Source organism: Kosakonia sp. PSU_27 (assembly GCF_039409795.1).
In the GTDB taxonomy this organism is placed as follows: Bacteria; Pseudomonadota; Gammaproteobacteria; order Enterobacterales; family Enterobacteriaceae; genus Kosakonia.
This window is the reverse complement of record NZ_JBCIVK010000003.1, coordinates 514,052-532,645: the sequence shown is the minus strand read 5'-3', so window position 1 is coordinate 532,645 and position 18,594 is coordinate 514,052. Positions and strand designations below refer to the sequence as shown.

The 18,594-nt window shown below is 45.6% G+C and carries 16 protein-coding genes; all 16 read right to left on the bottom strand.

Going from position 1 to position 18,594, the window contains the following annotated elements; all coding sequences use genetic code 11:
• Position 1: 1 nt before the first annotated feature.
• The 16 genes from AAIG26_RS09370 to cpsG all read right to left on the bottom strand — a co-directional run bounded on the left by AAIG26_RS09370 (position 2) and on the right by cpsG (position 18,544).
• The gene (locus tag AAIG26_RS09370) at positions 2-592 is read right to left on the bottom strand and encodes a D-sedoheptulose 7-phosphate isomerase (RefSeq protein WP_343180563.1); all 591 of its coding nucleotides are present in this window, start codon (positions 590-592) and stop codon (positions 2-4) included.
• Positions 580-1,608: a dehydrogenase gene (locus AAIG26_RS09365; protein WP_343180562.1), complete on the bottom strand. Its 1,029-nt coding sequence runs from the start codon at positions 1,606-1,608 to the stop codon at positions 580-582. Before AAIG26_RS09365 ends, AAIG26_RS09370 begins: the two co-directional genes overlap by 13 nt.
• A 528-nt stretch (positions 1,609-2,136) precedes the next feature.
• Complete coding sequence (locus tag AAIG26_RS09360; RefSeq protein ID WP_343180560.1) at positions 2,137-3,120, bottom strand: ABC transporter ATP-binding protein; 984 nt, start codon at positions 3,118-3,120, stop codon at positions 2,137-2,139.
• Positions 3,117-3,890: an ABC transporter permease gene (locus AAIG26_RS09355; protein ID WP_343180559.1), complete on the bottom strand. Its 774-nt coding sequence runs from the start codon at positions 3,888-3,890 to the stop codon at positions 3,117-3,119. Before AAIG26_RS09355 ends, AAIG26_RS09360 begins: the two co-directional genes overlap by 4 nt.
• Position 3,891: 1 nt before the next feature.
• The gene (locus AAIG26_RS09350) at positions 3,892-4,746 is read right to left on the bottom strand and encodes a glycosyltransferase (RefSeq protein WP_343180557.1); all 855 of its coding nucleotides are present in this window, start codon (positions 4,744-4,746) and stop codon (positions 3,892-3,894) included.
• On the bottom strand, positions 4,746-5,873 hold the full coding sequence (glf, locus tag AAIG26_RS09345) for a UDP-galactopyranose mutase (protein WP_343180556.1): 1,128 nt from the start codon (positions 5,871-5,873) through the stop codon (positions 4,746-4,748). Before glf ends, AAIG26_RS09350 begins: the two co-directional genes overlap by 1 nt.
• Positions 5,870-6,826, bottom strand: a complete 957-nt coding sequence (locus tag AAIG26_RS09340; protein WP_343180555.1) for an NAD-dependent epimerase/dehydratase family protein — start codon at positions 6,824-6,826, stop codon at positions 5,870-5,872. The genes glf and AAIG26_RS09340 overlap by 4 nt, the downstream gene beginning before the upstream one ends.
• Positions 6,826-7,695, bottom strand: coding sequence for a glucose-1-phosphate thymidylyltransferase RfbA (gene rfbA, locus AAIG26_RS09335; protein ID WP_343180554.1), 870 nt, complete (start codon positions 7,693-7,695; stop codon positions 6,826-6,828). The genes AAIG26_RS09340 and rfbA overlap by 1 nt, the downstream gene beginning before the upstream one ends.
• Positions 7,696-7,709: 14 nt before the next feature.
• Complete coding sequence (rfbB, locus tag AAIG26_RS09330) at positions 7,710-8,798, bottom strand: dTDP-glucose 4,6-dehydratase (protein WP_343180553.1); 1,089 nt, start codon at positions 8,796-8,798, stop codon at positions 7,710-7,712.
• Between the two features lie 406 nt (positions 8,799-9,204).
• A complete protein-coding gene (gene galF, locus AAIG26_RS09325; protein WP_020454297.1) occupies positions 9,205-10,098 on the bottom strand; it encodes a GalU regulator GalF in 894 nt (297 codons plus the stop codon).
• Positions 10,099-10,275: 177 nt separating this feature from the next.
• Positions 10,276-11,691, bottom strand: a complete 1,416-nt coding sequence (wcaM, locus tag AAIG26_RS09320) for a colanic acid biosynthesis protein WcaM (RefSeq protein WP_045510684.1) — start codon at positions 11,689-11,691, stop codon at positions 10,276-10,278.
• A gap of 10 nt (positions 11,692-11,701) precedes the next feature.
• Complete coding sequence (gene wcaL / locus AAIG26_RS09315; RefSeq protein ID WP_020454299.1) at positions 11,702-12,922, bottom strand: colanic acid biosynthesis glycosyltransferase WcaL; 1,221 nt, start codon at positions 12,920-12,922, stop codon at positions 11,702-11,704.
• The gene (gene wcaK, locus AAIG26_RS09310) at positions 12,919-14,199 is read right to left on the bottom strand and encodes a colanic acid biosynthesis pyruvyl transferase WcaK (RefSeq protein WP_020454300.1); all 1,281 of its coding nucleotides are present in this window, start codon (positions 14,197-14,199) and stop codon (positions 12,919-12,921) included. Before wcaK ends, wcaL begins: the two co-directional genes overlap by 4 nt.
• 32 nt (positions 14,200-14,231) lie before the next feature.
• Positions 14,232-15,710, bottom strand: a complete 1,479-nt coding sequence (gene wzxC / locus AAIG26_RS09305) for a colanic acid undecaprenyl disphosphate flippase WzxC (protein WP_343180552.1) — start codon at positions 15,708-15,710, stop codon at positions 14,232-14,234.
• A 9-nt stretch (positions 15,711-15,719) separates the two neighbouring features.
• Positions 15,720-17,114 carry an undecaprenyl-phosphate glucose phosphotransferase gene (gene wcaJ / locus AAIG26_RS09300; protein WP_020454302.1) on the bottom strand — a complete coding sequence of 465 codons (1,395 nt, stop codon included), beginning with the start codon at positions 17,112-17,114 and terminating at the stop codon, positions 15,720-15,722.
• 59 nt (positions 17,115-17,173) lie between these two features.
• Positions 17,174-18,544 (bottom strand): colanic acid biosynthesis phosphomannomutase CpsG, encoded by a 1,371-nt coding sequence (gene cpsG / locus AAIG26_RS09295; protein WP_044489686.1) that lies wholly within the window; start codon positions 18,542-18,544, stop codon positions 17,174-17,176.
• Positions 18,545-18,594: the final 50 nt, after the last annotated feature.

The following is an 18,594-nucleotide window of genomic DNA, read 5'->3' as shown; positions in this document are numbered from 1 at the left end:
ATTAATTATCTTCTGCTCCGAATATGACTTTTTCAACAATGGCACAGATCATGTGCCCGATGCAAATATGACATTCTTGAATATATGGTGTAATTTTTGAAGGCACATTAATTGAATAATCAACTATGTCCTTTAATGCGCCAGACGCACCGCAAAGTGCAACGCTAACCACACCTAAACCCTTGGAAATTTCCATTGCTTTGATAATATTAGTCGAGTTTCCAGAAGTGCTGATACCTATAAAGATGTCACCAGCCTTACTCTGTGCTTGGAGTTGTCTTGCAAAAAGCTTATCGAAACCATAGTCATTTCCAATAGCCGTCAGCATAGATGTATCCGTTGTCAAAGCTATAGCTGGTAAGCCTGGTCGGTCAAAGAAAAAACGGCTAACAAATTCCGCTGCGATATGTTGAGAATCCGCTGCACTACCGCCATTTCCAGCAAGAATGACTTTATTACCATTTCTATAGGCTTTAGTAATCAAATCAGCCACAACAGCAATTTGATTTAAAATAGCATCAGACTCTTTGAGCAGTTTTTTAACAGATATACTTTCATCTAAATAATCTTTAATATACTTCACATTGTCCATGAATATGCACCATCTTCAACAAATTGGAATTTATAAACTTCACCGCCAAGCTCTTTAAGCCTGTTCTCGATAATATGTTTTTTTTCTGGCTCAACAAAAAGCATCATAAAACCGCCACCGCCAGCACCAGAAACCTTTACTGATTTGACACCTATCTTGAAAACTTCGTTTTCAATTCTTTCAATCATTGGATTAGTAATTGAAATAGAAGTTTTTTTCTTACTTTCCCAAGCATCTTTAAAAGTTAAAGCCATAGCATCAATATCAGATTTTAGCAGATGCTCCTTGATTCTAAATGCCGACTCTTTAACTTTATGCATTGCCGCGAGTTCAGATTTTTTATCACTTTCAAGCGATTTGATTTGATCATCTATAATTTTTGCAGAATCACGAGAAGCACCGGTAAAATACAAAATAATAGACGCTTCGAGTTCATTGATAATATACTGACGAATTCGAAGTGGGTTAACTACTACCCGATTACCTTCATAAAACTCCATAAAGTTAAAACCACCGAATGTCGCTGCATACTGATCCTGCTTGCCACCTGATAAACCACAATCAACACGTTCAATTTTATATGATAACTGTGCTAAATCATACTCTCCTAACGGTAGAGAATACATCTGACGCAGCCCCTCAAGCATCGAAACAACCACGGTTGATGATGAGCCGAGACCGCTACCAGCGGGTGCATCAGAATGCGTAATAATTCTGACTGGTTTCAATTCTCCATTAAAAAAATCTTGCATAACACGAAGATAAACTGCACGATGAAGCTTGAGTTTCCCTTCAACCGTGACTCCTTTCTGTATATTAACTTCTTCTTTGATGCCAAGATCCGTTGCCTCAAAGATTACTTTGTCACCATCAAACTCATCATCTATATAGGCATACGCATACATATTTATAGTTGCATTAAGCACACATCCGCCAAAAGTATCACTATACGGTGAAACATCAGTTCCACCGCCAGCGATTCCTAATCGAAGTGGTGCCTTACTTCTAATTTTCATAATTTCAAAATCCTATTAGCGATTTATGGGGGATGTACTTAGAAATATCATACCAACACTTTTGCATCTCACAAAATATAAAAACTTCAATATGTTACGCAGTAAGTTAATTACTTAATCATCAAGTACCAAATAGATTATCTATTTACATTTCAGGCTGATTTTTATGTTCATCTAACGATAAATACAAAGTGAATTTTGGATATGCATTATGTAATCCGAGTCTTCCCATATAGGAAACACATATATACTTTTAACGTATTAAGTGTAAATGCCATAATTTATTATTTATTTGACATCTACCTGCCCACTAAAATAGGATGCTGTATAAAATCCCCATTTTATGCTGAACTTTTCATACCTGATAATAGTTTGTGCATTAGTGTCACCTCCCATTAATACTCTACATAAATTCACATTATATGATTATTTCAGGAGAGAATTATGTTTCGCTTCAATAAATAATTAGTTCTAACTATAGAGCAGAAAATGTATCATAGTAAAAGGGGCATATTAAAAAAGTAAATTTCAAAAACCAATATTTAAACTTACAAAGCTTTTCGAACCATTCAGCATTTTAAATATAATTTCATAATCTTCATGATGGTGAAGACGAAGCCAAAACGCATCATTATTAATGGATACAATTTCGTATTGATTTGCGCATGACTTAATTCTAAACTCTACTCCTATGATGTTTTCATCTTGTATATTAAAATTCACATCGGAATATTTTGCATCCGGGTTTATATCTCCAACTTTAAAGAATACAGCATCGCTGTTTTTATAATCTAACAATCGCAACCTGTAACTTGTCAACTTCATGATTAAATTATATTTTATATAAACACTATCACTTGGGCCTTCGTCTAATACAATACCATTTTCAATACAGACGAGTCTATCAGAAAGCATTTTTAATTGACTTTCATCATGCGACACTATAACGACAGTGGCATCTGATTTAATTTTCTCTTTTATGCTTTTTTGGGCCTTTTCAGCAAAAGTTACATCCCCTACACCCAGCACTTCATCGATTAGTAGAACCTCTGGAGTTGTATACATTGCAATAGAAAAGCCCAAGCGCGCCATCATTCCTGATGAGTAATTTTTAATTGGTTTTTCAAAAAAATCGTTTAACTCTGAATAATCTTTTATCTCTTCAATTATTTTTTTAATATACGATAATCGATGACCAAGAACCATTCCACTAAATATTGTATTCTGCCTGCCAGATAGGTTAGGGTCAAAACCTGCCTGAAGAGCCATTAGGGAAATACTTTTAGAACGGATGGTTACGGTACCAGAATCGGGTTTGATAATTCCAGCCAATACACGTAAGAGCGTAGATTTTCCAGCCCCATTACGCCCGATAATACCAAGCGTCTCACCACGATAAACATCGAATGTAATATCTTTTAAAGCAGTATATTCATCATATTCAAAAAATGTTTTCTTCTCTCGGTAAGTAACTTCGACATTTTTTAACTCAATTACTTTTTCATTCTTCATTTCTGAACAACTCTTGGAAATATGAATTCTAATTTTTTAAACGCATATAATGCAACAGAAATCATCATCAAGGAAAGAACGACAACACAACTTAATAATTTTATATTAGGTACATTATTGTACATTAAGATTTCACGATATGAACTGAGGATAATAGCCATTGGGTTTATAAAAAATATTTTAGTTTCCATCGCAGGAATGCTCTTATAATTAAAGAATATCCCTGAACAAAACATCATTATCTGTAATCCCGTTTCTATTACAAATGAAAAATCTCGTACAAAAGGTACAATAACTGATACAGTTAGTGCAAATGCTAAAATCAATAAAAACTGCACCAGAATAACAGGGATAACCCAAAGCAAGCCAAAACTAAACTCGTATCCGTACAGGACTAAAAATATAAGTAAAAGAATGAATACAATTATCTGCTTGATAGCATCTTGCAATATAAAAGTTAAAGGAAAAAAAATTTTAGGAATATGAACCTGATTCATTAAATACTTGCCCTGGATAATACTCCCTTGAGCATGACTAACACTACGTCCAAACCAAATCCAAGGTATCAAACCTGTCAGAAGGAAAGGTACATAATCATGCCCACCTTGCTTCAAAAGGTAGGCAAACACTAAATAATAAATAGCCATTTGAAGCACAGGCTCAATTATCCACCAGGCATAGCTTAAGTAGTTTATTGATGCTTCTGACCGCAGGTTAAGTCTTGCCTTAACCCATACCAATTCGAGTGTTCTAAGGGAAAGGATACTCATTCTATTTCTTTCTCATCAACGCCTTAATGAAAACCATAAAAGTTAACTTTCTAAAGCAATTTAAAAAATGATAGCTGTGGATTAAAAATGAATAAATAAATAATCTATCACCCACCTCTTTGCTAAATTTTCTGCTATTAGTGAGCAGATAAGACAATCTAAAAGAATCATATTCCCTAGTGCCATTAGCCATATCATGTATAACTAACAAATCACTTATATAAATACCGGGCATACCTGAATGCTTGGAAAGTCGATAAGTATAGGTTAAATCATCATAATAGATAAAATAATCGACTGGAATTAAAGCTGACTTTTTGAAATCATTGTTATTAACAATAGTTAATCCAATAAAACTTGCAGCTTCTACTGATTCATTATTGTCGCCAAAGGTTCTTCTTTTCCTTAGGTAACTGAACATTTTTCTTATTCCGTTAGGAATGATGGTCATCGGTCGATTCATATTCAACCTCATGCCATTTTTATTAACTACTTTTGGTGTAATAAAAGAAAAAAAACCGCCATTTAGCCCAATATTTTTCTTCAACACATCCAGAAAATTCTGTGTAAAATATGCATCATCATCCAGAAATATTGTCACTGAATTCGGATGCTTATTTTCAATATAATTAAGCCCGGTAAAGAAACCAAATGACGCACCTCTATTTTCTTCCAGCTGAATTAATTTCACTCTTTTGTCATTCTGACTCACCTCAAAGAGTACGTCGCGGGTCTGCTGTTTTGAATTGTTATCAACGATGACCAAAAAATCTAGTGAAGTAGCTAAAAGCTGTCTGACTGACTCCCTTAGTTTAATGTCTCTATTATACGAAACCATTACAACTGTATAAATCATCAGGTGTTATTCTTAATATATTGTTGAGCACAGTCAATAGCTTCCTTAATGCAAACATCCATATCCAAATACCGGTAAGTTGCTAGCCTTCCGATAAAAGTGATGTTTTTTTCTTGCCTTGCTTTAGCTTCGTATTTATTCCACATTTTATCTCCATCAACATGTCTGACTGGATAATAAGGAATATCATCTTTGGTGCATTTACTACTAAATTCTTTATACAAAACGCTCTCAGTATGTTCTTCCCAAGGGGTAAAATATTTATGCTCTGTGATTCTTGTATAAGGAATCTCCTCATCACAATATGACATCACCACACAACCTTGATAATCTTCAGGGCTATAAAATTTCTCAAATTTTAATGTACGGTACTCAAGCATTCCATACTCATAATTATAAAAATTATCTATAGCACCAGAAAAGAAAATATGATCATACTGCTCTTTATCAATTAATGTCCCCACATCATGCCTATCTACTTTAATACCCAATTCATACTCGATATTCTGATGATTTAATAGATTTTCAAAAAGATGAGTGTAACCATCTCGAGGTATTCCTTGGTATTTATGAAAGAAATAATTATCATCGTAATTGAATCTTACAGGTAATCGTTTCAGTACTGAGGCAGGGATTTTTTTAGGATCGAGTCCCCACTGTTTTTTAGGATAACCGTAAAAAAAAGTTTTATATAAGTCTTCTCCAACGAACTTTATAGCCTGTTCTTCAAATGACTTAGGTTCAATAATACTTTGATCCCCTTTGCTAGCTATGAGTTTTTTTGCTTCAGAAGGAGATAACGCAGTATTATAGTATTGATTAATGGTATGCAAGTTTACTGGCAAGGAATAAATACACCCCTTAGCATTCGCCTTTAACCTTGTAATGTAAGGTTCAAACCGACCATACTTATTTACAAAGTTCCAGACTTCTTCATTATCCGTATGGAATATATGCGGCCCGTAAACATGAACATTTATGCCGGTTTTAGAGTCTCGTGCATCATAACTGTTCCCACCAATATGGTCTCGTTCATCTATTACTTTTACATGCATATCACTTTCAGCTAATAATCTAGCTATCGTTGCACCTGTAAAACCACTACCTACAATAAGTATTTTTTTCATAATTTTTTGCACCCCGACAACTCTATTAACCTTTCAAGACCATCGTTTAAAGTTACTTTAGGACACCATTTAAGCTCTCTTTTAGCTCGTTCAATATTTAAAGTTATTCCTTTTGAATCAACTTTTACAGACTCATTTATTCCAATTATAGCTTTCTTGTTCAATTTTTCCTGAATCGTATGCAGAAGCTCATTCAAGGTTGTTGAAACTCCAGAGCCAATATTAAATACATTCTCCATGCCTTTATATTCTAAAGCTCGCTCAAAAGCACTTACAAGATCACTTATATATATATAGTCCCTTTTGCTTTCTAATGACCCGATAATATCAATAGGTATTCCTTTTGATATTTTATTTATAAAAATAGGAATTACACCTTGTTTGCCTTCTAAACGCTGCCCTTCTCCATAAGGATTTGAAATTCGCAATGATATAGATTTACGCCCATATTCTTTCGCCAGAAATCTCAAATATGTTTCTGTTACAGACTTACTTAAACCATAGCTAATATCTGGTGAAAATGCATTATCCTCTGAGAAGGGATGATCCGCTTTCCCATAGACCGTACCACCAGATGAAGAAAATATTATTTGCTCACAACCATTCTCATATAAACTTTTAAAAAAAACTACATTTGAATAAACGTTTTCGAAACAATCCTTTTCAATATGTTTCTTCGATTCCATGGGAAACATTGTTGTTGCCAAGTGAATAACTGTCTTTATCCTATGAGCCAGGATAATATCTTGCAGTTCTTCTCTCTTGGTTGATGAGTCTAAATAACTGAATTTATACCAGTTAAAATTTTCATTAAGGTCTGGAAGAGAACTTGGTTTTTCTGAGATATCAAATGAAATGACAGGAATTTTTTTTTCTAGCAGTGCTGCTATAAGGGCTTTGCCAATAAAACCCGCACCGCCAGTGATCAAAACCCCGCTCTGTTTAGAACCCATTATTCACCTTTAGCAAACGCGATTATGTAGCGTCCATAGTCATTCTTTTCCATAGGTAGGGCATTTTTCAAAACTTGCTCTTTGGTCAGCCAACCGTTCCTTAACGCGATTTCTTCAAGGCATGCTACTTTCAACCCTTGAACATGTTGTATCGTCTGAACAAAAGATGATGCCTCATGCAAACTTTCATGTGTTCCAGTATCTAACCATGCAAAGCCTCGGCCCAACAACTCAACATGCAAAGTACCTTCTCGTAAATACATTTCATTTAAGTCAGTGATTTCGAGCTCCCCTCGTTTCGAGGGTTTAACTTTTTTGGCAAACTCGACAACTCTATTGTCATAAAAATAAAGCCCTGTCACTGCATAATTAGATTTAGGATCAGTTGGCTTCTCTACAATTGATATTGCACGCATTTGCTTATCAAACTCTACAACACCAAAGCGTTCAGGATCTTTAACTTGATATCCGAATATTGTTGCTCCTTCTTCTCTCGCCACAGCACTCTGAAGTATTTTTATGAATGATTGTCCATAAAAAATATTATCTCCTAAAACTAAGCAAACTCTATCACCTGCTATAAACTGTTCACCGATAATAAACGCTTGAGCTAATCCGTCTGGGCTTGGTTGTACAGCATATTTTAGATTGATTCCATAATCTCTCCCATCGCCTAACAGCCGTTGAAAACTATCATGATCTTCAGGCGTTGTAATAATTAAAATATCACGTATACCTGCAAGCATAAGAGCTGATAATGGATAATAGATCATAGGCTTGTCATAAATCGGCAATAATTGTTTCGATACACCGCGAGTAATCGGATAAAGGCGGGTTCCGGAACCGCCAGCCAGCACAATACCTTTCATAACTTATTCCTTAATTAATCCGCCAGTCCCAGGCGCTCACACGCGTAGGAGCCATCCATAACGCGCTGCCACCATTGTTGGTTATTCAAATACCAGTGAACGGTTTTGCGGATGCCGGATTCGAAAGTCTCAAGGGGAACCCAACCCAATTCGGCTTTGATTTTGCTGGCGTCAATAGCATAGCGCAGGTCATGCCCCGGACGATCTGGAACATAGGTGATAAGATCAGAGAAATGCTGAATGCCTGCCGGTTTCTCGGAAAGGACCTCATCAAGAATAGTGCAAATGGTTTTCACTACTTCAATGTTTTTGCGTTCGTTGTGGCCCCCAATATTGTACGTCTCGCCGACAGCACCTTCTGTCACAACTTTGTACAACGCGCGGGCATGGTCTTCAACGTATAACCAGTCGCGGATTTGTTCGCCATTGCCGTATACAGGTAGCGGTTTACCTGCGAGGGCACTAAGAATAATCAGCGGGACCAATTTTTCAGGAAAATGGTATGGACCATAGTTGTTTGAACAGTTGGTGACCAAGGTCGGCAATCCATAAGTCCGACGCCATGCGCGAACTAAATGATCACTTGATGCTTTTGATGAAGAGTACGGGCTACTTGGCGAATAGGGCGTTTTTTCCGTGAACATCGGTAATACAGAACCTGCAGGAACGTCCTCAGGATGCGGCAAATCGCCATACACTTCATCAGTAGAAATATGATGAAAACGAAATTCAGATTTTCGAGCCTCTTCCAACTGCGCCCAATATTTCCGCGCAGTTTCCAGAAGTACATAGGTTCCAATGATATTTGTTTCGATAAATGCAGCTGGGCCTGTGATGGAGCGGTCAACATGACTCTCAGCAGCCAAATGCATGACAGCATCCGGCTGATGCTCAGCAAAAATGCGCGTCATCGCTTCGCTATCACAAATATCCGCACGCTCAAATGAGTAACGGGCATCATTTTCAATTTCTGCCAGTGATTCGAGATTACCTGCGTAGGTTAATTTATCAACATTAACCACAGAGTCTTGCGTGTTTTTAATGATATGCCGAACAACCGCTGAACCAATAAAACCTGCACCGCCAGTGACCAGTATTTTCACGAGAATTATCCGCTCTTGCTTTTCAATGTTTTAACTTAAAAACCTGGAAGCCAGGCCTGAGCTCGCAACCAAATTTCGGATACGCTACCGCCCCAGGCTCTACAGCTACCAGTGTACTGTGGGTGCATTCCGACAATCTAATGTTGCATCAACGCCCATCGGCGACTTAATTTAAAGCACCGCCCGGCACAAAATGCTAAACGCATATTCTCCGCTTAAACAGCGCCGGAAACAAGGAAAAATCACAGTAACATCAACGTGTTTAAGCTAGCTTGTAGCCCTTTTAACTATTGATTTTTATTAATAAAGTAAAAGAGCAGTGAGAATATGCGAAAGACGTAACCATCTTACCGCCACTCTTCACTGCCCCTAAATTAGCGAATCTATATATCAGTTTTACGTCTGGTTATTGTGCAAGCAATTTCTTAATACTTTCGCGGAATTTCTGACCTTCTTTCAGGTTACGCAGACCGTAGTTCACAAAGGCCTGCATGTACCCCATTTTCTTACCGCAGTCATAGCTGTCGCCGGTCATCAACATCGCATCAACAGACTGTTTTTCCGCAAGCTGAGCAATCGCATCGGTCAGTTGGATACGCCCCCATGCGCCTGGCTCGGTTTTTTCGAGTTCTGGCCAGATATCAGCAGAAAGGACATAGCGCCCCACTGCCATCAGGTCGGAATCCAGTGTCTGCGGCTGATCCGGTTTTTCAATAAACTGCACAATGCGGCTGACTTTGCCTTCTGTATCAAGCGGCTCTTTAGTCTGGATCACGGAGTATTCAGAGAGATCGCCTTTCATACGTTTTGCCAGCACCTGGCTACGACCAGTCTCAGCAAAGCGTGCCACCATCGCCGCGAGGTTGTAACGCAGCGGATCGGCAGTCGCCGTATCCAGCACGATATCCGGCAGCACCACGACAAACGGGTTGTCGCCAACGATCGGGCGCGCACAGAGGATAGAGTGGCCTAACCCCAGCGGCTGCGCCTGACGCACGTTCATAATTGTCACGCCTGGCGGACAAATAGACTGCACTTCCGCCAGCAGCTGACGTTTAACTCGCTGTTCAAGCAGCGCTTCAAGTTCGTAGGAGGTGTCGAAGTGGTTTTCCACCGCGTTTTTTGACGAGTGAGTCACCAGAACGATTTCTTTGATCCCTGCAGCAACAACTTCGTCGACGATGTACTGAATCATCGGCTTGTCGACGATCGGTAGCATCTCTTTTGGAATCGCTTTCGTGGCCGGGAGCATATGCATCCCCAGACCGGCTACCGGAATAACTGCTTTCAAATTAACCATTATTTCTTCCACCTATAATAATTGGATGAATTATAAACCTTTAACCTGTTTTCGCCAGTGCGTTTGCAGCGAGGAAAGTGAAAGATGTTACGCCTAATGTCCCTGCAAGGCAGTAGATGTAATCCTAACCCCGGTGTTAAAGCACCAGGATTTATCGTAAAAGGCCATTTCCCGCGCTTAGAGCCGCTTCGCTGGCAAACGGAAGTTCAAATTATCGACATTCACCACATGCTGATCGACTCTGTCGATATCGACTGAACTTTGCCCGTTTTCATTGACTGCGTGAATATTCGCCAATGACAGCAAGGTGTCCTGTTTCGCCATAAAACGCCCGCGCACATCTTTGCGTAAATCGAAGTTCAGCTTCAGTGCCGGGCCGTTGGCCGCCTGTTGCGTCACGTTGATATTACGCAGGAAAAGATGTTGCGGTTTATTGTGCAACTCCAGCGTCGCGCTCTGCATTTTCACGTTAGTGATCGCCACAAACGACGTGGCATTACCGGACGAGATCTGGATACCGCGCAGCTTATATTTGCTGCTGCTGTTGTCCTGCTGGATATCGTTGAGTTTGAAATTCTGCGGGATCGACAAATAATCGCCTTTGATAACACCATAGCCAATCAACATACCGGCGCTATTGACCATTGAAACATTATCAATGACGAAATTATCACAGCCGTAAATCGCCACTGTCGCATTATCAATCCCGGCTTTCTTACTGAAATCCGGGGTGATGTTTTTCGCTTTCACGTTGCGAATAATAAAATGTTTACCGTTTTCCACATGCACTAACTGACGGCAGTTGCTACCGGTAATATTCGCCACGACAAAGTTTTTAACCGCTTGATCCTCGGGGTAGTTATTGTCATAGGTGCTGCCCGCCAGGCCAATACCAATGCCCCAGTTAATCTTGCCGTTGGTGCAGTTAATATTATCAATCACATGGTCGGAGATCAGAATGTTGCGGTCATTGATGGCCACATTCCATTCGATAGCATCACCTTGTAAGTCGCTGAAATGACCATTGGTTATCCGCACACCGTCCAGTTGATTGTGGAAACCCTGGCGTAAAATGCCATAGTTCGCTTTGCTCACCGTGATGTTATCGATGACCAAATTGCGCATCGTGCGCGCCTCTTTCCCGCCAATGTAAATCTGCATCACCGGGCCAAAGCCACTCATGTTCACGCCCTTGATCACGCAGTCTGAACCGCGCACATCCAGCGTGATGTTATAGAAATTACCGCCCTTCTCCCCCACCACCCGGCTACCGTCCTGTAACACAAAGCGTCCGCGCCCGTTACCTTTCAGTGCGCCGCGCACCAGCAGCGTTTTACCGGCAGGAATGAAAATACCGGTGTTGATATTGTCGCAGACCACACCTGCGGGAACTTCCACCGTTTGCCCGTCAGCAAAAGCTTGTTTAAACGCCGCGGGCCAGTCATTGCGGTTGTAATCACTGATGCTAACCGTGTCGTTACGTCCCAACGCGCGGGCAGCGGGAATGTGAAGCAAAGGAAGTGCCGCCAGCGCGGAACCGGCGGCCAGGAAAGTGCGTCGCGATAGCGCAGTTGCTGTTTTCTTCACGGTCATAAAACCTCTGTTAAAGCGTCTGCAACAGACTGGCAAGTTGCTGGTTGATGATTTTCTGGTTGAAGTCGTTCTCGACTTTTTCACGCGCCCGCGTCACCACCGGTGTTAAATCCCGGCTCTCCATATCACGGAAAGCAGCCAGACGCTGCGCCAGCGCCTCGGCATCATTTTCCGGTACCAGCCAGCCGGACTGTCCGGCCTCGATCAACTCCGGAATGCCGCTATGAACGGTTGAAACCACCGGGATCCCCACCGCCATCGCCTCCATCAGCGCAACCGGGATCCCTTCCATATCCCCGTCCGCGCCGGTAACTGACGGCAGCAAAAAGACGTCGGCTTCATCAAGCAGCGCTTTCACTTCATGGCTGGGTTTAAAGCCCGGCATTTCAATCACATCTTCCAGCTGGAATTGTTCGATAAGTGTGCGTAAGCGGCGTTCCCATGGGCCAATACCGAGGATGCGATATTTGAAATCCACGCCGCGTTCTTTCAACAGACGGCACGCTTCAATAGCGACATGCAGCCCTTTTTTCTCGGTCAGGCGCGCCACAGAGATAATGTGCAATGGACTACCGGGGTTTTTCACTGAGCGCAGGCTAAAGCGGGCCATATCAACCCCCATGCGCGACACAGCAATTTTGGTCTCCGGGCAGCCCATATTTTTCAGTCTGCCGGCCCATAACTCACTGATCGGCAACATCAGATCGCCGCGCTGGAAAAGCTGCTGATACTCCGGCGTATAGTGGTTCAGCACGTCGCGATGCGAGATATCGATGCCGTGGAATACGGTGGCGATTTTGCCTTTAAGAACGCCAAGTTCCCGCAGTTTGGCGGCGGTAACGCCTGCCGGGCCAAAGTGGGCGATAAAGACATCGGCGCTGAATGTGCGCGGCGCGAGGCCGCAAATGGCTGGCAGGATCAGGTTGCGGGCTTCGTCACCATAGCGCGACATATTCAACGCTTTCCAGGTGGAGGATTTCCAGATACCCCGCGCTATCGCCTGCCCGCGATAGCTCAATTTTGCCATCTTCCCTTCCGGCTCGGCCAGCAGCCAGTGCGTTTTTTCCGCCAGCCGGTACTCGGTATACGCCGCGTGTGTATTGTTCATATCGCCCTTATGCAGGGCGACAATCTCAACCTCAAAACCCATATTGATAAAGGCAACGATCTGGTTGAGCACAAAAGTTTCGGAAGATAAGGGGAACTTCAGCAAAAAGAAGCTGACTTTCATTTCACCCCCTGTACGCGATCGAGCACCGATTTGACCATTTTCATGCCATGCTCGCGCTCAGCCGCCACCGCCGTTGCCAGACGCTGGTTAATCGCAGGCAGTTGCCCCAGCGTGTCGGCCGCCATCGCCGCCAGCGAACCATCCAGCAGGTGGCGAATGTCGACCGCCATTTCCGGCATCCCGAGTTGCTGCATGATGCCTGCCGACTTGTGTTCATAGTTGATAGCAATCGCCGGTGTTCCAAAGTTCATCGAGATAATCGCGGAGTGCAGGCGTGTACCCACCGTTAAATCACACGCGCCAAGGATCTTGCCCATCTCCAGATCGTTCAGCTCATCCATCACCACGTGGTAGCGCGACGGGTCGCTGACATACTGGCGCAGATTGAGCGCCACCATGCGGTCATCTTTGTTGTAGCTGTCGATACCGGTGCAGGTGGAGAGCGCAATAACCTGATAACCCGCATCAATGATCCGGTTTACCACCTCGGCAAAAGCCTGTTCATAGGCCTGCTGGGTAGTGTTGAGTCGTTTATCAAACGGCGCCAGTTCACGCAGCGTAATCGCCACGGTTTTCTCTTTCGCCGCCAGATCCAGCCAGTGCTGCACCGCATAGCTGGCCACAAAATCATGCTGATGGTGATCCACCAGCCAGGCGGTATCGACGCCCTGCTCGACTTTATCCGTGGTGATATTGCTCTGCTTCATCAGGTTCAGGCTGACTGTTTCACGCAGGATCAGCGCATCGCAATGGCCAAAAACATAATTCGCCAGCTGGTTAAACGCCTCGTTCTGGAACGGCCCCACGCTGTGACCAATCATGTAGATCGGTTTTTTCGCCATAAACGTACACAGCGCGTGTTCAAACTGCGGCACACCATACAGATCGACAAAGAAAGAGCCGCCGACCTGAATAATCGCGTCATAGTCCGCCAGACGGCGGACAAAATCGGTAAACCCTTGCGCAATGGCGATATTGCGCAACTTCCCGGTATCCGTCACCCTGGAGAGCAGCACCTGGTGCTGGTAACGGCGGCGCAGCACCTTCTTCACGCGCCCCATCAATCCGGCGGCGTTGTTCTGCTCTTTCATCTGGCTATAGAGCGGGTCGCCCATCACCGGGCGGTTGAGTAACCAGGATGAGCTCACCGGATAGCGGCTCATCACATCCACCTCTGCATCCGGCTCAATCAGGGCAATCGCATCCAGCAATCCACGTAAAATAGCGCTGTCACCACGGTTGCCGCATGTGTGATTGCCAAGGATCAATAATTTCATAACGACCTCATAAAGGGGTTCAATCAGGTTTCTTATCCTGCGCGAAGCAGCGTTTTAAGTTTCTCGTTGCGGCAAAACTGGCGTTTCATCTCTACTACCAGCGCATTACGCGACACAATCAGCATCCCGGCGAATGCCACCACGCCCGCCGCGACCTGAATCGCCAGCATCGCCGCCAGCGGCAGATGTCCGCTCAGCGCCAGACCCAGGCCATAGCTCACCACCAGCGTCGGCAGCGACAGGTAAAAGGGCAGCCACAGGCTCAGGATGTACTGACGGTAGCTGGAACCGAGCACCGGTTTGATCATCACGAAGTAGCTCAGAACGGTGTTGATGATTTGCACCAGCAGGAAGCCGAGCGTCACGCCGAGCGCCCCCGCCAGGTGTCCACCGACAATAATGGCGGGGATAAAGAGAAACGTTTTAAAGACGTTGAATTTAAAGCTGATATCCACCCGCGCTTTCGCCATCAGCAGCGAGCCGATCGGGTTACCCACCGCGCGCAACAGCCCGACGATACAGAGCAATTGCAGGATGGGAATGATGCTGTTCCATTTGTCGCCAAACACCAGCGGCACAAAGTTGTTCGACACCACCATCAGCCCCAGCAGGATCGGGAAGTTAATGATCCCGACCACCGACAGCAGTTTGTAGAAGTTCACGCGCAACTTCTCGGTGTCGTCCTGAATTTTGGCAAACGCCGGGAACAGCACGCGGGTGATGATAGGGTTGAGCTTCATCGGCGGCACTACCGCCACGTTGTACGCCAGGTTGTAGCCCCCGGCGACACTGGCACCGAGAATACGCGCCAGCACCAGCGTGGAGAGGTTGGTGTTCACATAGTTGATGATGCTGTCTGCCGTCAGCCAGGCGCCAAAACGCAGGTTGGAGCTGACCGACGCCAGCGAGAAATGCAGCCCGGGGCTGTAAATTTTGCGCCCGAAATAGCCAAACAGCAGCGTGCGCACGGCGCTGTTGACCAGATAACCGAGGATCGCGGTCATCGCCAGCGGCCAGAAGAACGCGCTGATAACCGTAAAGCTGAAGCCCGCCAGCACCGACAGCGTTTCAATGGCGCCTATCTTGTTGAACTCCAGCTCTTTTTGCATCAAGGCGCGAAATTGCTGGCCGTGTGGGATCACCACGAAGGCCAGTGACAGCGTTTTAATCAGCGGTGCCAGATCCGGGTTATTCAGCACATCGGCGATCACCCCGCTCAGCGAGAAAACGGCGATGCAGACCACGATGCCCAGCCCAACATTGAGCCAGTACAACGTGGTCAGTTCGAGATGGCTTATCTCTTTACGCTGAATAATCGAGTTTGCGATGCCGAAATCCGACAGCGTATCCGCCAGCGCGATAATCACCAGCGAGACGGTCAGCAGACCGAACTGGTGGTTATCGATAATGCGCGCCAGCACGGTCATCTGCACCAGCCCCAGACCAATAATGGTCAGGGTCGCCATGGCGGACCACTTCGCGCCGCTGATGGTTTTTTCTCTCAGGCTCATGACCTTTCCTTAATACGCCGCTTTGTTAACAAAGCCTTTAAAGATGGTCAGAAAAACGATTTTGATATCGAACCACAGGCTCCATTCACGGATGTACTCGAGATCGAACTCAATACGTTTTTCCATTTTCTCCAGCGTGTCGGTTTCACCGCGCCAGCCGTTGATTTGCGCCCAACCGGTAATACCGGGTTTCACTTTATGGCGCAGCATGTAGCCCTCAATCAGTGAGCGGTACTGCTCGTTATGCGCCACCGCGTGCGGGCGCGGGCCAACAATCGACATCCCGCCGGTCAGCACATTGATAAACTGCGGCAGTTCATCAAGCGACGTGCGGCGCAGGAAGCTGCCGACTTTCGTCACGCGCGGATCGTTCTGCGTTGCCTGGGTCACCACTTTGTCGTTTTCCATCACCTTCATGGAGCGGAATTTCCACACCTTGATTGGCTTACCGTCCATGCCATAGCGCGTCTGGCGGAAGATAACCGGCCCCGGCGAGCTGAGTTTCACCGCCACGGAAATCGCCAGCAGCACCGGGGAGATGAGCAGCAAAATCAGCGAGGAGAGGACAATATCTTCCAGACGTTTCAGGATGCGGTTAACACCAGAAAGCGGCGTGTCGTACAGCGGCACCACCGGCACGCCGTTCACCTCTTCCACACGCGAGTGCAGGATATTAAAGGTGAAAACGTCAGGGATAAGGATCACCGAACAGGTGGTATCGGCGAGCTGGCGCACCAGCTTTTTAATGCAGGCCGCATCGTTCATCGACATGGCGATGTAGACGTTGTGAATTTTTCCGCTTTTCGCATCTTCCACCAGTTGGTCGAGATTTCCCGCCCAGCCGGTTGTAATGCCGCCCGGTTGTGGATCGTGGTAAACCCCGACCACATCAAACCCGAGCCAGGGCTCATTGCGAAAACCTTCCAGCAGTTCCTGGCCCATCGGCATATCACCGGCCACCGCCACGCGGCGCGTGTTGTAGCCAAGGTTACGCAACCAGCCTGCGCCAAAGCGGATCACCGCCCGGCTCATCATCAGCCCCATTGAGGTCAACAAATACCAGGCGAGATAAATGTTGAAGGTATTGTCAAAATCATTGTTGAACGCCAGCAAACCGGCGCTGAAAATCAGGCTCAGCGTCCAGTTCTGCAACAGCAGCGTCAGTTCAGTCATGATTTTTACGCCCCGCCAGGAGCGGTAAAAATCGGTCATTCCGCCGATCATCTGGAAAACAACCAGCGTAATCAGAGCCATCAGCAGATGCATGTAGAAGAACGGCAGCGCATTGACCTTACACACCAACCACAGGCCACCGAACATAATGGTGATGTCGGAGAAGCGCTGCACGATAGAGATTAACGATGCATTCGTTTTGGCCCGGTCGCGTTTTTTGAGATGAGTCATTGTTGTACCTGCCTGTAATGTTCACCCTCCCCGGCATCGGGGAGAGGAACGCCTTATCGTTATTGATTTAACAGTGCCAGAATTTCCTGCGTTCGCGCTTTCATCAGTTCCTCGTCGTGCCGCGATTCAACGTTCAGACGTACAACGGGTTCTGTGTTGGAAGAGCGCAAGTTAAAGCGCCAGTCGGCAAATGCGATGCTGATGCCGTCCGTACGGTCGATCTCCAGCGCACCCGGCGTGAAGTGTTGTTCAACGCGGTTGATCGCCGTCACCGGGTCCGCCAGCTTGCTGTTGATCTCGCCGCTCGCCGGGAACGCCACCATGCGGTCGCGCACCAGTTGCGCCAGCGTCTTGCCTTTCAGGCACAGCAGCTCGGTGACCAGCAGCCACGGGATCATGCCGCTGTCGCAGTAGGCAAAGTCACGGAAGTAGTGGTGCGCGCTCATTTCGCCACCGTAAATGGCGTCTTCTTCGCGCATCCGCTCTTTGATAAAGGCATGGCCGGTCTTCGACATCACCGGCGTACCGCCCGCGCGGCCAACCACATCGACCGTGTTCCACGACAAGCGCGGGTCATGAATAATTTTCGCGCCAGGATGTTTTTCGAGGAACGCTTCGGCCAGCAGGCCAACAATGTAGTAGCCCTCGATAAACTGCCCTTCCCCGTCGAACAGGAAGCAACGGTCAAAATCGCCATCGAAAGCAATGCCCATATCGGCGTTATGCTCAATCACCGCATTGCGGGTATCGTCGCGGCACTCCGGCAGCAGCGGGTTAGGAATACCGTGCGGGAAGGTGCCGTCCGGTTCGTTATGCACTTTGACGAAAGTCACCGGCACATTCAGTGCCTTAAAGCGGGCTTCAATGGCGTCCACCACCGGACCTGCCGCGCCGTTACCGGAGTTAATCACCAGTTTCAGCGGCTTGAGATTGTTGGTGTCGATATAGCCCATCAGGTGATCGATATAGGCGTCGCGCAGATTAATTTGCTCGTAGCTGCCGCGTTTTGCCGGGTTCACCGGCGGGAAGTCATTGGCTTCCGCCAGGCGCTGGACATCGCGCAGGCCGGTATCGCCGCTGATCGGACGCGCGCCCTTACGCACCAGTTTCATGCCGTTATAATCCATCGGGTTGTGGCTGGCGGTCACTTCGATACCGCCGTCAACGCCCAGATGGAAAGTGGCAAAATAGATCTCTTCGGTGCCGGAAAGACCAATATCCAGCACATTCACACCGGCGTCCTGCAACCCTTTCGCCAGCGCCAGTTTCAGCGCTTCGCTGGTCTGGCGCACATCGCCGCCCAGCACGATGGTCTGCGGCTTCAGGTATTCCCCATAGGCGCGGCCAATACGCCATGCAATATCTTCATTCAGTTCTTCGCCCAGCTTGCCGCGAATATCGTAAGCTTTAAAACAGGTTAATTTTTCCATCATTACCTCTTCTTCAGGCAACAGTCAGCCGTGACCGTAAAATGGCCATA